This window comes from Thermoanaerobacter thermocopriae JCM 7501 (assembly GCF_001310975.1).
GTDB lineage: Bacteria > Bacillota > Thermoanaerobacteria > Thermoanaerobacterales > Thermoanaerobacteraceae > Thermoanaerobacter > Thermoanaerobacter thermocopriae.
On the sequence record NZ_BAZY01000006.1, the window covers coordinates 48,417 to 61,855 of the forward strand.

Sequence of the window (13,439 nt, forward strand, 5' to 3'; positions counted from 1 at the left end):
AATAGAAGGTGATAGACATGCCAACTATAAAAGACGTAGCGAAAAAAGCAGGAGTTACAGTTACGACTGTATCGAGGGTTTTAAATAACAGAGGCTATATAAGCGAGGTAACGAGAAAAAAAGTTTATGAGGCGATGAAAGAGTTAAATTACCAGCCTAACGAGTTAGCAAGGTCCTTATACAGAAAAAAATCCTATTTAATAGGTTTATTAATTCCCAATGTAGCGCACCCTTTTTTTGCAGAATTGACCGGTTATATAGAATATTATGCTTATCAAGAAGGTTATAAAATTTTGTTGTGCAATTCTGGGCAAGATAGTAGCAAGGAAAAAGAGTATATAGATATGCTGAAAAGGCATCAAGTTGATGGTATAATTATTGGCAGTCATACCTTAGAAGCAGAGCAATATTTAAATGTGAAACTTCCTATTGTGGCAATTGATAGATATTATTCCAATATACCTTATGTAGCTTCAGACAATTATAAAGGTGGAATTTTGGCTACAAAACTTTTAATACAAAAGGGATGTAAAAAAATTGCTCACATAAGCGGCCCATTGATTTTGAATACACCGGCAAATAATCGTTATAAAGCGTTCAAAGAGGTAGCAACACAAGAGAATGTTGAGTATTTTGTTGTAGAAACAAAGTTAAACAGGTTTGAGATAGAAGAATATAAAAAATAGTAAGAGGCCTTTTTAAAGAACATCCAGACATTGACGGTATATTTGCCAGTGGCGATTTAATTGCTGCTTCTGTAATAAGTGTGGCTAAAGAGTTAAATAAAAAAATACCTCAAGATTTGAAAATTGTAGGTTATGATGATATAAATGTCGCTAATTTGGTAGTTCCATCTTTAACAACCGTAAGACAACCAATTAAAGAAATAGCAAGAAAAGCTATTGAACTTTTGTTACGCCAAATAGATGGAGAAAAAGTAGAAAAAGAAAATATTTTGCCTGTAACTTTGATGGAGAGGGAGACTACTTAATTTTGACCTCTCTTGACTTTTTTATTGAATTAAATGTATAATTTATGTGCTGGCCTAAATATTGACTCAAATGGAATATACCCCTGTATGGTATTTTGAAGGTGTAAAAAACTTGTAGCAATACTAGTATGGGGGTGAGAGGATGGAAAATCTACAAGATATAGCACACCAAATCTACCAAAAAACAGGGGTTATGACTTCCTCAAAAGATGTAGAGAAAATATTATCAGCTGCTGCAGCAACTCCGCATTTTTGGGAGATTATAACCTTATCTCAGAAACCTTTTTCGGTTGTAGCAGAAATAATTGAGATACTACGTCAAAAAAATCTGTTGGAAGTTGACAAAAGTGGAGATATAAAGTTTAATTCTAAAGGTTTAGAATATCTGGATAACCTTAAAATTGCTCCAACAAGAACATATACTTGCCCTCATTGTGAAGGAAGAGGAATAAATCTTTCTAAATTAGAAGACTTGATTAAAAAATTTGACCAAGTGACAGCAAATCGTCCAAAAGCTATTAGTGATTATGACCAAGGTTTTGTTACGACACAAACGGTAATGGGTAGAATAGCTCTCATGGCTGAAAGAGGAGATTTAGAAGGAAAGAAACTTTTAGTTTTAGGCGATGATGACCTTGTAAGTATAGCAGCAGGACTTTCGGGCATGCCAACTGAGATTATAGTGTTGGAAATAGATGATAGGTTAGTTGGGTATATCAATGAGATAGCAAATAAACATAATTTACCTATAAAAGCTATAAAATATGATTTTAGAGACAAATTACCAGAGGAATATGTAGGGTATTTTGATACTTTTATTACTGACCCGCCAGAAACAATAGAGGCTTTGGAAATTTGCATAGGAAGAGGGATTTCTGCTCTTTCTAGAGAAGGGTGTGGTGGGTATTTCGGACTGACATTGATAGAGGCCTCATTGGAAAAGTGGAATGTTTTCCAGCAAATTTTAGCAAGCAAATTTAAAGTGGTAGTGACAGATATTATCCATGACTTTAATCATTATGTAAATTGGGATTATCTTTTAAATACAGTAGGTAAACAATATGAATTTGTGCAAGTAGAGCCAAGACTTAATTGGTACAGGTCTTCTATGTATCGCATAGAGACCTTAAAAGATTCAAAAGGAATTGAAAATGAAGATAAACCTTGTGAGCTGTATGTAGACGAAGAGGCTTTAATTTACAAAGGCGACAAAGCATAGGCTTCCACAATAATGTGGAGGCCTATATTTATTATCCAGTACAAGCACAGGACAAACTATAAAATCATATATAAGAAGGAGTATATAAAATTTCGTGAAAAGAGTGAGCACTATGAAAGAAGAAAAAGAAGGATTAAATGCTTATTTGCTTGTAATTACACTTTTGTTGATTCTTTATTTTGGTTTGGGTTATGCAAAACCTGAAGAGCCAGTGATAATAGTTTTTCCACTGCCAACAATATGACATAAGCTCATAGGAGGAAAAAAGCATGTATTCATCAGGTAGTTTAGAATCCCAACTGAAAGATTTGCTATTAAAGCTAGGAATAAAAGAAAATAGCGAAGGGAAAGGCCAAAAAGGAAATAATGAGGAGGATAAAAACGAAGAAGATGAAGAACATCCTGTTGCAGGTGGAGGAAATGGCGATAAAGGCAATAGGGAAAATGGTGAAGAATATAACACAGGTGGAAAAGGAGGAGATGAAAAAGAGAGGAGAGTTTTAACCCCTTCACAGATAATGGTTATTTTAGGTATACTTGGCGGAGCTTTGGAGCCTATCTCAATAATTGTGGATAGAAATCAAACTGTGCAAATTGTTTTATCAGGTACATTGAGAAAAAAATACAATCAAAAGAGGACTTGCAACCCGAAGAAGGGGATTTTTTAGATAACGTAATAAAAGCTTTGCTTTAAAAAACATAGCTCAAATGTCACTTTTTAGCGCTTATTACTATGAAGGAGCCTTTGCCGAAGCCATATCTTACGGGTTCTTTTTCTTTTATTTTATCAAGTTTTTTAAAAATGGTCTGAGAGAAATTGAAATTTTTGAAACCTGTCTCGTAAAGTAACTCAACTATTTCGCATCATATGACCGAAATGTAATGCATTTACACCTTGTAGTTTTTACTTAGTATACAGATTAAAGGATTTAAAAATTCCACAATAAAAAATTTTTTGGGTAAAATATTATTGACATAAGTCCAAAACGGTGATATTATATAACTAGGTAATGGTCATATGACCAAAATAAAAAAAGGAGGGGTTGATATGCCAAAAGGAGACGGAACAGGTCCAATGGGATTAGGCCCAAGAACAGGAAGAGGCTTAGGATATTGTTCAGGATATAATGTACCTGGTTATTTAAATCCCCTAGGAGCATATTGGGGATTTGGCAGAGGCTTTGGGTGGTTTGGCAGAGGAAGAGGATTTAGACACATGTACTATTTAACAGGACTTCCTGGCTGGGCAAGAGGATGGTTTGGTTATCCTCCATATCCTGTCTCCAATATAGACGAAAAAGATATTTTAAGTGCTGAAGCAAAATACTTGGAAGATCAATTAAAATATATAAAAGAAAGATTGGACCAATTAGATAAAAAAGATGATAAAAAAGAGGAATAATTAGTTTTAAAAGTTGCAGTCACGCAAGTGGCTGCTTATTTATTAAGTGTGCTTTTTGTTTAATAAATTATTGACATATGACAAAAATAATAATATATTAATAAATGTAAGTAACATATGTCAATAATGAAATGGAGGACGCAATATGAAAATAGCTATTTCTTCAGAAGGAAAAACACTTGAAGCTAAGGTGGATTCAAGATTTGGACGTGCTAAATATTTTATTATAGTTGATAGTGAGACGATGGATTATAAAGTTATTGACAACGCTGCAGTAGCCAAAAGCAGTGGTGCGGGCACTAAAGCGGCACAGACTCTTATAGATGAAGACGTGCAAGTTCTCATCTCAAGCAATGTAGGGCCAAACGCTATGGAAGTATTTAAAGCAGCAGAAATTCCAGTTTATAAAGCAGTAGAGGGAGATGTAAAAACAAACATAGAGCTTTTTAAAAAGGGAAACCTTGAAAAGATAACAGAAGCGACAAATCAAGGACATCACCATCATTAAAAGGAGCATTAAAGATGAGAAGAGTCAAGATTTCTGTATTGAGCGGTAAAGGTGGGACAGGGAAAACAACCGTTTCTGTTAACCTTGCGAAAACTTTTAATAATAGCGTGTATGTTGATTGCGATGTAGAAGAGCCCAACGGCTATTTATTTTTAAATCCTCAAATAGAAGATGAAAAAACGGTTGAAGTCATAATACCTGAAATAAACTCCGACAAATGCACATTATGTGGTGAGTGTGTAAAAGCCTGCAGATTTGGAGCTTTGACAAAATTAATCAAAAAAATTCTCGTGTTTGACCACTTATGTCATTCCTGTGAAGCTTGTTTTGAGATGTGTCCTTATGATGCCATAGTAGAAAAATATAAACCTATTGGTACGATAAGGAAAGGCAAAGCCCAAAGCGTAGATTTTATAGACGGAAAATTAAATTATGGTGAGGCCACTGGAGTGCCTATTTTAAAAGAGATTAATAAATTAATTGAGAATGTAGATAGACCTGTAATAGTGGATAGCCCGCCAGGGACTTCCTGCCCAGTTATACATTCTATTGAAGGAAGCGATTTGTGTATTCTGGTTACAGAACCTACCCCTTATGGCTTGCACGACTTTGGCTTAGCGGTGCAGCTTGTAAAACAGATGGGCATTCCTATGGCTGCTGTTATTAATAAATCTGGGGAAGGAGACAATATTATCGAGGAATACTGCGAAAAAGAAGGGATAAAAGTTTTAGCGAAGATTCCTTTTAAAAAAGAGTTTGCAGAGGCCTATTCAAAAGGGAAATTATTGATTGAGGTTGATGAAGAGGTAAAAGAAATATTTGAGAAGTTGACAACTGATGCATTGGAGTTGATAAAAAAATGAAGCAGTTGGCAATTTTAAGCGGAAAAGGTGGTACAGGGAAGACTACAGTTGCCGCTACTTTGAGCACCATTGTTAAAAATAAGATTATGGCGGATTGTGACGTAGAAGCTCCTAACCTAAATATAGTTTTACAAGGAGAAATAATAGAAAAACAAGACTTTTACGGCAAAGAGACAGCAGTAATTGACAAAGACAAATGTATTGAATGTGGACTTTGCGAAGAACTTTGTAGGTTTGGCGCTATTTCAAATTTTGAGGTAAATCCTTATTATTGTGAAGGTTGTGGCCTTTGCATGTATAAATGCCCTGTTGAAGCGATTAAATTGGTAGAGGAAAAAACAGGCCATGTGATATATGCCAAGACAAAGTCGGGAGAAAAAGTAGTATATGCAGAGCTTTTTCCTGGAGCAGATGGTTCAGGGAAATTGGTGACAGAGGTGAGAAAGAAGGCGAAGGAAGTAAGTGATGAGAGCGATGAGTATTTGATAATTGATGGCACTCCAGGGATAGGGTGTCCTGTCCTTGCTTCTGCTACGGGTGTTGATTTAGTATTAATTGTTACGGAACCTACACTTTCTGGTTTTGCTGATATGAAGAGAGTATTGTCAGCGATAGAAAGCTTTAAAGTTCCTTCCGTGGTGTGTGTCAATAAATGGGATTTAAATAAAGAAGTATCACAACAAATAGAAAAATATTGTGAGGAAAACAAAATTGTGGTTGTTGGGAAAATAGATTTTGATGAAACAGTTGTAAAAGCTTTAAAAAATTTACAAAGCTTAAGTAGTTATCCTGACAGTACTGCTTACCAGCAAATTTATAAAATGTGGCTTAGGATTAAAGAAATTTTAGATGAAGGGGTGGAAAGTAAATGAAAATTGCTGTTGCTTCAGAAGACGAAGAAGTTTCAATGCATTTTGGACATTGTGAAGGTTTTTGGATTTTTGATGTGGAGAATGGTAAAATAAAAGACTCTACTTTTTTACCTAATCCCGGTCATAGACCAGGGTTTCTTCCACAGTTTTTAAAAGACAAAGGAGTTGATTGTATAATTTCTGGAGGAATGGGGACCAGTGCTATTGAGCTTTTTGATAGTTATGGAATAGATGTAATAACTGGCGCTGAAGGAAATGCTACAGAAGTGGCAGAGAAGTACATCAATGGTACTTTGATATCTTCTAACAGTCCTTGTGAAAAACACGAACATCATCATTAAAGAAGGGAGGAGAGAATAATTGGAAGTACAGGTACTTATAGAAAATGTGGTTTTTAATAAAAACTTTGTAGCAGAACATGGATTATCAATTTTAGTAAAAAAAGATGATAAGGAAGTTTTGGTGGATACCGGCCAGAGTGAAAACTTTATAAAAAATTGTGGTTTAATGGGTATAGAGGTAGAAAGAATACAAAAAGTGGTTCTCACCCATGGGCATTATGACCATATTGGTGGGCTCAAAGGTTTGCTTGAAAAGAATCCCAATGTAAAAATATATGCTCATAAGCGGATTTTAGATAAAAAATATGCATTGAGAAAAAATGGAAATATAGATGAGATAGGGTTTAGTTTGGCGGTCTATAATAAGTATAAAGACAATTTCCTGTTAATAGATGAGGATACAGAGATAGAGAAAGATTTTTTTGTAATTACAAGCACTGATATAATTTATGACAATGATTTTACTACGAAAAATTTTTTGGTAGAAGAGGAGGGAGAAAAGATAAAAGATAAATTTTTAGACGAGGTTTTTGTGGTTGTAAAAGAAGAGGATGGTATCAATGCTATTACAGGATGTTCTCACTCAGGAATATTAAATATTTTAGAAACAGCGACAAGGCGGTTTAAAGGAAGTTCTCTCAAGTCTTTAGTTGGAGGGTTCCATTTAAAAGGTATGCCAGAAGAGGAAATCATAGAAATAGCCAAAAAAATAGATAGCTATGGAATAGAGAAAATATATACAGGTCATTGTACGGGAATAGAGGAATATGGGATTTTAAAATCAGTGCTAAAAGACAAACTGTCCTATTTAACTACAAGTTCTTCCATTATTGTTTAAAAAAACAGATGTATTGATATTTGCCTTGTAGAGGCGATTCCATAGAAAAAAGGCTATTGAACATCAATTTAATATTTTTTTACGATACCCTTTATCTTTTCCAATTGTCCTATTTTGGGATAGAATAAGCTTTTTGATATTTTCAAGGCTATTTACAGCTTCTGAAGGATTGTCAGGTACTTTTCCAGGATAGAGCTTGTATAATTTCTTATACTCATCTTTACCTATATTTGGCATTATCACATTAGCTCCACACTTTAGCCCTTTAATATAACCTTCTTTATCTTTAACAGCTAATGCTGTAGTAGCAGGTATATTAATGTCAGGCAATAGTAGTCTTGATAAAGCTAACATTTTTAATACAATTTCCACATTGCCGCCTTTTTCTCTTTCTAAAGGTGTGTTTTCGCAAGGTATGAAAGGACCTATTCCTAGCATATCTGCATCTATTTTTTTAAAGAATATAAGGTCGTCTGCCAGCATTTCTAAGGTCTGCCCCGGAAGGCCTACAAGGCTTCCTGTTCCGACTTCATAACCTAATTCTTTTAAATCCATAAGGCACCTTACACGATTTTCATAACTCATGCCGGGATGTAATTTTTGATAAAGCTCTTTGTTTGTAGTTTCAATGCGAAGTAAGTATCTATCAGCTCCTGCTTTTTTTAATTCAGCGTAGTCTTTGGTGGTAAGTTCTCCAATGCTTAAAGTAATTGCCATATCTAATTTTTTAATTTCTTCTATTATTTTACATAAAGTGTTTATTTTAAAATATTTATCTTCACCACTTTGAAGAACTATAGTTTTAAGTCCAGCTGCTGCTCCGTATTTTGCGCATTGTATTATTTCTTCAGGTTCCATTCTATATCGTTTAATTGTCCTGTTAGGACCCCGAAGGCCACAATAAAAACAAGTGTTGTTGCAGTAGTTACTGAATTCTATAAGACCTCTTAAATGTACATCATCTCCTACATATTTTCTTCTAACTCTATCTGCAGCTTGATAAAGCTTGGAAGGATCTTTCAATGCTAATAGCATTACGATTTCTTCTTTCTCAATGTCATGCTGCGTCTCTAATTTTTCAATTAATACATCGTTATCTTTTTCATTTATCATGAATATCACTCTCGCTTTCCTTAATTAGTATAAGTAATTGTTAATAAAAAATCAATAAAATTGGTAAATTATTTTCTTAACAAATTTTTGACGTTTTATTGACGTACATTTATAATAATCCTATAATTTATGTAGGGGCACCCACGAGGGGAGGGGTAGTTTTTAACAAAATACAAGATATAGGAGGTAATAGAAGTGATAGAAACTGATGTTTTGGTCATTGGAGGAAGTGCAGGTGGTATTTTAACCGCTTTATCCGCTAAAAAAACCTACAGAGATAAGAAGGTTACTGTTGTAAGAATGACAGAGAAAGTCATGGTTCCTTGCGGTATTCCGTACATTTTTGGAACATTAAAAGACACTTCTAAAAATGTTATAGCTGATACAATGCTTACCAATGCCGGTATTGATATAATAATAGATGAAGTTGTTTCAATTGATAGGGAAAACAAAAAAGTTAATGCAAAAAAGAGTGGAGAAATTTATTACAAAAAACTAATTTTAGCGACAGGTTCTTTGCCAATAGTTCCTACTTTTATACCTGGACATGACTTAGAGAATGTATTGACAATAAAAAAAGACGAAGAATACTTAAAATTTGTTCAGCAAAAGATTAACGAGGCTCAGGATATTGTAGTAATTGGTGGTGGATTTATTGGTGTTGAAATGGCAGAGCAGGTGCAACTTCTTGGCAAAAATGTAACAATAATTGAGGTTGCTGACAAGCTTTTATGGCAAGCCTTTGACCCTGAATATAGTGATATGGTGGAGGCTACATTAAAAGATCACGGTATAACAGTAAAAACAAACACAAAAGTTACAAAACTTGTAGGAGATACTAAAGTAAAAGAAGTAGAATTGGATACAGGAGAAAAGATAAAAGCTGATGTTGTGATATTAGCTATGGGCGTAAAACCAAATACTAAGTTGGCAGAAGAAGCAGGTATAAAACTCAATGAAAAAGGAGCAATTGTAGTTGATGAGTACATGAGAACTAACGATCCAGATATATTTGCTGTGGGTGACTGTGCAGAAAAGAAGTGTTTCTTTACAAGAAAGAATGTTCCTATACTTCTTGCTTCTACTGCTGCAAATGAAGCAAAGATTGCAGGTGTAAATGTATTTCAATTAAGATTGGTTAGGGAAAATAAAGGTACAATAAGTGCATTCTCTACAAAGATATACAATACTGCTTTTGCTGCTGCGGGTCTTACAGAAAGGCAAGCAAAAGCTGAAGGCTTTGATATAGTGGTTGGAAAGTTTAACACAATGGACAAACACCCTGGAACTTTGCCTAATGCAAAAAATGTAAATATAAAATTGATTTTTTCAAGATATTCTGGAGTCATATTAGGAGCTCAAATAGCAGGAGGAGAAAATGTTGGTGAAATGATTAATATTTTAAGTCTTGCAATACAAAAAGGAACAACAGCGTCAGAATTAAATACCTTCCAAGTGGCGACACATCCACTACTCACATCTTCTCCTGTGTCATACCCAATAAATTCAGCTGCTTTAGATGCTATGTCAAAAATATAAAGAATTTTAAACAGACCAGATTTGGTCTGTTTTTTTAACGCCTATTGTTTTCTCTTTTTTTTCGTGTTATAATTTTTAAAAAAGTAACACTATATTATAGATGGAAAAACAATAGTAAAAGTTCAATAATGGAGGGGTAATTAGTGTCAAAACAATTAAAAAAGTTTAGTGGTATAGTTGTTATTTTGTTAGCGATTGTCATTTCTTTGACAGCATGTAGTAAAGCTTCACAAAATCAATCTCAAGTTTCTCAAACTTCTAAGGAAACAGCTCAAACAATTACAGTTACGGATTTAGTCGGAAGACAGGTAGAGATAAAGACTCCAGTACATAAAGTGGTAGGGATAGGTCCAGGAGCTTTAAGACTTATAACTTATATAGATGGGATTGACAGAGTGGCAGGTGTTGAAAATATAGACAAAAAACTTACAAATGGTAGAACTTACAATGTGATTTTCCAAGACAAATTAGCACAACTTCCCACTATTGGACAAGGAGGTCCTGATTCTACGCCAGATGCAGAAAAATTAATAGAAATAAATCCAGATGTTATTTTTGTGATATCTTTGCTTGATAAAGCCAACGCTGACGATTTACAAGCCAAAACAGGAATTCCTGTAGTAGTTTTAAGCTATGGGAAACTCGGGACTTTTGAAGAGGATGTATATACCTCATTAAAGATTATAGGAAAGATTATGGGAAAAGAGGACAGAGCCAAAGAAGTAGTGGACTACATAAAAGGAGTTCAAAAAGATTTACAGGACAGAACAAAGGATATACCAGAGGATAAAAAACCAACTGTCTATATAGGTGCATTAGGATTTAAAGGTGCCCATGGCATAGAGAGTACACAAGGAAATTATCCGCCTTTTATGGCTGTAAATGCAAGAAATGTAGCTGATACTTTAGGTCAAAAAGGAAGTGTGATGATAGAAAAAGAAAAATTATTAGATTGGAATCCTGATATAATATTCATTGATGAAGGAAATTTTGACTTGGTAAAACAGGATTATCAGAAGAATCCGGACTTTTATAAAAACTTAAAGGCAGTAAAAAATGACAATGTTTATGGGATTTTACCTTACAATCAGTATAATACAAATATTGATACAGCTTTAGCAGATTCTTATTGGGTAGGGAAAGTCCTTTATCCTGAACAATTTAAAGATATTGACCCTGCAGAAAAGGCTAAGGAAATTTACACTTTATTCTTTGGAGAAGCTGGAAAAGGCGTTTATGACAAGATGAAAGAAGTGTACGGTGGCTTTGAAAAAATTAAGTTTTAGTGAATAGTAAAAATTCCTCCACTAAAAGTGGGGGAATTGCAAAGATAAGGGGATGAAGCCTTGAGACAGTCATTTATATATACTGCACCGGATAGCTACAATAAATACATAAAAAGAAAAATATTGATTATATCTTTGATAGCTTTGGCTACGCTTGTACTTGCAATATATGCTATAAATGCAGGTTCTGCTGGTATTAGTACTTATGATGTCATAAAAGCATTATTAGGTAAGGGAGAAAAAAGATTTCATATCATAGTTTGGAACATTAGGTTCCCAAGAATTTTATCAGCAATTGTGGCGGGAATTGGTTTATCTGTTGCAGGATGTGTAACCCAAAGCATTCTGAGAAACTCTTTAGCTTCTCCTTTTACTTTAGGTATTTCACAAGGGGCTGCTTTTGGAGCGGCAGTAGCTATCATTGTATTTGGAGCGGGTAGTACTACAAACCCTGATTCAGTGATTGTAAATAATCCATATTTAGTAGTCTTTTTTGCTTTTTTGGGTTCAATGGCTTCGACAATAGTTGTATTGATGTTGGCAAAAAGCTTTAGAGTAACTCCTGAGGCGATGGTTTTGGCAGGAGTAGCTTTAGGATCTTTGTTTTCCGCTGTTACTATGATTTTGCAGTATTTTGCTGATGATGTAAGAGTGGCTTCTGTAGTTTTTTGGACATTTGGGGATATAGGAAGGGTATCATGGAAAGATTTAGGTATAATGTCTGTAGTTGTAGGCATTTCTCTGATATATTTTATGTTTAACAGATGGAACTATAATGCTTTAGACAGCGGAGAAGAAACGGCAAAGGGCCTTGGAGTTGAAGTGGAAAGAGTAAGATTATTGGGCATGTTTGTCTCTTCTTTAATTGCTGCCGTTATTACTTCCTTTGTAGGAATTATAGGCTTTATTGGACTTGTTGCACCTCACATAATGAGGAGATTAATTGGGGGAGACCATAGATTTTTAATTCCTGCTTCTTCTGTAATGGGAGGTCTAATACTTTTAGCATCAGATACTTTAGGCAGAACTATTATTTCTCCGATAGTATTACCTGTGGGAGCTATAACCTCCTTTTTGGGAGCACCGGTTTTCCTTTATGTGCTTTCAAGGGGGTATAAGAGATGATTTTAGATATAGATGGTATTGAATTCAGCTATACCAGTGTACCTGTTTTAAAAGATGTTAAATTTACTCTTCAAAGAGGAGAATTACTTTCTATCTTAGGAAACAATGGGGCTGGTAAGTCTACTCTTTTGAAGTGTATAAATAAAATTCTAAAGCCTCACAAAGGAGCAGTATATATCGAAAAAGATGAAATTTCAAAATTAAGTAGAATAGAGGTGGCTAAAAGAATAGGATATGTGGCTCAAAGGAATGAGAATGGTCGATTTACTGTATTTGATGCGGTACTTTTAGGAAGAAAACCTCATATAAAGTGGGATGTGACTGAAAGGGATATAAAGATTGTAAATGAGGTTTTAAAAAAATTTAATTTAGAAAAGTTATCACTGCGCTATTTAAATGAGTTGAGTGGAGGAGAATTGCAAAAAGTAGTCATAGCGAGGACTTTGGCACAGCAACCTATTGTGATGCTTTTGGATGAGCCGACAAATAATTTGGATTTAAAAAACCAAATTGAAGTTTTGAGAATTGTGAAAGAGACAGTGAAAGAGCAAAATATAGCAGCAATTGTTATAATCCATGATTTGAATTTGGCACTTAGATTTTCTGATAAATTTTTACTTTTAAAAGATAACACCATTTTTGCCTATGGTGGAATGGAAGTTATGACGGAAGAAAATATAAAAGCTGTTTATGGTATACCTGTTGCAGTAGAAAAATACCGTAATATACCAATAGTTATACCACTCTAAATTGTAGAAAGGGGTAGTTTAGCTTGGATTTAATACCAATAGGAATTATTCGCAGTCCTTATAAAAAAAGAGGAGATGCGCCAAAGCAAGGGAGAATGTCTGATAAAGAAGCAGTTTTAGAAATATATCCGGAATTTGTAGATGGGCTTTGTGATATTGAGAGCAAAAAGCACATAATTGTGCTTTATTGGTGCCATTTAGGAAAACGGGATGTTTTAAAGACAGTCACACCTTGGGGGCCGGAGGTAAAAGGAGTTTTTGCTACACGGTCTCCTTCAAGGCCAAATCCTATAGCTTTTTGTGTTGCTGACGTTATAAAAGTTGAAGGAAATAAACTCTATGTAAAAGGAGTAGATGCCTTAGATGGGAGTCCTATACTTGATATAAAACCTTATGTTTATGAACTTGACAGTATAAAAGGTCCTGAGGATACGTTGTAGTATACATACTTATGTCTAATATATTGACAGAAGTTTTTTTGTCAATCTAAAATAAAAACAGGGGGTGGTTAATTGTATAAAACGTTTACACGTTAAATATTTGCTACCTACAACATAGGTTTTATCATTTTTTAAATTGTTGTAGGAGGGATT

The 13,439-nt window shown here is 34.3% G+C and carries 14 protein-coding genes and 2 pseudogenes; 15 read left to right on the top strand and 1 reads right to left on the bottom strand.

Annotated elements, in window-relative coordinates:
* The first annotated feature begins 17 nt into the window (after window positions 1–17).
* The 10 genes and pseudogenes from JCM7501_RS03910 to JCM7501_RS03950 all read left to right on the top strand — a co-directional run bounded on the left by JCM7501_RS03910 (window position 18) and on the right by JCM7501_RS03950 (window position 7,034).
* A pseudogene (locus JCM7501_RS03910) lies at window positions 18–991 on the top strand (LacI family DNA-binding transcriptional regulator).
* Window positions 992–1,133: 142 nt separating this feature from the next.
* Window positions 1,134–2,210, top strand: a complete 1,077-nt coding sequence (locus JCM7501_RS03915) for a bis-aminopropyl spermidine synthase family protein (RefSeq protein WP_012995655.1) — start codon at window positions 1,134–1,136, stop codon at window positions 2,208–2,210.
* Between the two features lie 94 nt (window positions 2,211–2,304).
* Complete coding sequence (locus JCM7501_RS12895) at window positions 2,305–2,454, top strand: hypothetical protein (RefSeq protein ID WP_154653780.1); 150 nt, start codon at window positions 2,305–2,307, stop codon at window positions 2,452–2,454.
* Window positions 2,455–2,479: 25 nt separating this feature from the next.
* Window positions 2,480–2,904 (top strand): annotated as a pseudogene (locus tag JCM7501_RS03920) (hypothetical protein).
* 354 nt (window positions 2,905–3,258) lie between these two features.
* Entirely contained in the window at window positions 3,259–3,612 is a 354-nt protein-coding gene (locus JCM7501_RS03925; protein ID WP_012995652.1) for a DUF5320 domain-containing protein, read from the top strand.
* A 145-nt stretch (window positions 3,613–3,757) separates the two neighbouring features.
* Entirely contained in the window at window positions 3,758–4,120 is a 363-nt protein-coding gene (locus JCM7501_RS03930; protein ID WP_028991881.1) for a NifB/NifX family molybdenum-iron cluster-binding protein, read from the top strand.
* A 14-nt stretch (window positions 4,121–4,134) separates the two neighbouring features.
* Window positions 4,135–4,983 carry an ATP-binding protein gene (locus tag JCM7501_RS03935; RefSeq protein WP_012995650.1) on the top strand — a complete coding sequence of 283 codons (849 nt, stop codon included), beginning with the start codon at window positions 4,135–4,137 and terminating at the stop codon, window positions 4,981–4,983.
* Window positions 4,980–5,855 (top strand): ATP-binding protein, encoded by an 876-nt coding sequence (locus JCM7501_RS03940; protein WP_012995649.1) that lies wholly within the window; start codon window positions 4,980–4,982, stop codon window positions 5,853–5,855. Before JCM7501_RS03935 ends, JCM7501_RS03940 begins: the two co-directional genes overlap by 4 nt.
* Entirely contained in the window at window positions 5,852–6,196 is a 345-nt protein-coding gene (locus JCM7501_RS03945; protein WP_012995648.1) for a NifB/NifX family molybdenum-iron cluster-binding protein, read from the top strand. Before JCM7501_RS03940 ends, JCM7501_RS03945 begins: the two co-directional genes overlap by 4 nt.
* A 19-nt stretch (window positions 6,197–6,215) precedes the next feature.
* Window positions 6,216–7,034 carry an MBL fold metallo-hydrolase gene (locus JCM7501_RS03950; protein WP_028991882.1) on the top strand — a complete coding sequence of 273 codons (819 nt, stop codon included), beginning with the start codon at window positions 6,216–6,218 and terminating at the stop codon, window positions 7,032–7,034.
* A 63-nt stretch (window positions 7,035–7,097) separates the two neighbouring features.
* On the opposite strand, the gene hydE is transcribed toward JCM7501_RS03950, so the two are convergent.
* Window positions 7,098–8,147 (bottom strand): [FeFe] hydrogenase H-cluster radical SAM maturase HydE, encoded by a 1,050-nt coding sequence (gene hydE / locus JCM7501_RS03955; protein WP_013150607.1) that lies wholly within the window; start codon window positions 8,145–8,147, stop codon window positions 7,098–7,100.
* 198 nt (window positions 8,148–8,345) lie between these two features.
* Between hydE and JCM7501_RS03960 the strand changes: the two genes are divergently transcribed.
* The 5 genes from JCM7501_RS03960 to tsaA all read left to right on the top strand — a co-directional run bounded on the left by JCM7501_RS03960 (window position 8,346) and on the right by tsaA (window position 13,286).
* Window positions 8,346–9,686, top strand: coding sequence for an FAD-dependent oxidoreductase (locus JCM7501_RS03960; protein WP_028991883.1), 1,341 nt, complete (start codon window positions 8,346–8,348; stop codon window positions 9,684–9,686).
* 143 nt (window positions 9,687–9,829) lie between these two features.
* Window positions 9,830–10,972: an iron ABC transporter substrate-binding protein gene (locus JCM7501_RS03965; protein WP_013150605.1), complete on the top strand. Its 1,143-nt coding sequence runs from the start codon at window positions 9,830–9,832 to the stop codon at window positions 10,970–10,972.
* Window positions 10,973–11,032: 60 nt separating this feature from the next.
* Window positions 11,033–12,097, top strand: coding sequence for a FecCD family ABC transporter permease (locus JCM7501_RS03970; RefSeq protein WP_028991884.1), 1,065 nt, complete (start codon window positions 11,033–11,035; stop codon window positions 12,095–12,097).
* The gene (locus JCM7501_RS03975) at window positions 12,094–12,846 is read left to right on the top strand and encodes an ABC transporter ATP-binding protein (protein WP_013150603.1); all 753 of its coding nucleotides are present in this window, start codon (window positions 12,094–12,096) and stop codon (window positions 12,844–12,846) included. Before JCM7501_RS03970 ends, JCM7501_RS03975 begins: the two co-directional genes overlap by 4 nt.
* A gap of 23 nt (window positions 12,847–12,869) precedes the next feature.
* A complete protein-coding gene (gene tsaA / locus JCM7501_RS03980; protein WP_013150602.1) occupies window positions 12,870–13,286 on the top strand; it encodes a tRNA (N6-threonylcarbamoyladenosine(37)-N6)-methyltransferase TrmO in 417 nt (138 codons plus the stop codon).
* Window positions 13,287–13,439: the final 153 nt, after the last annotated feature.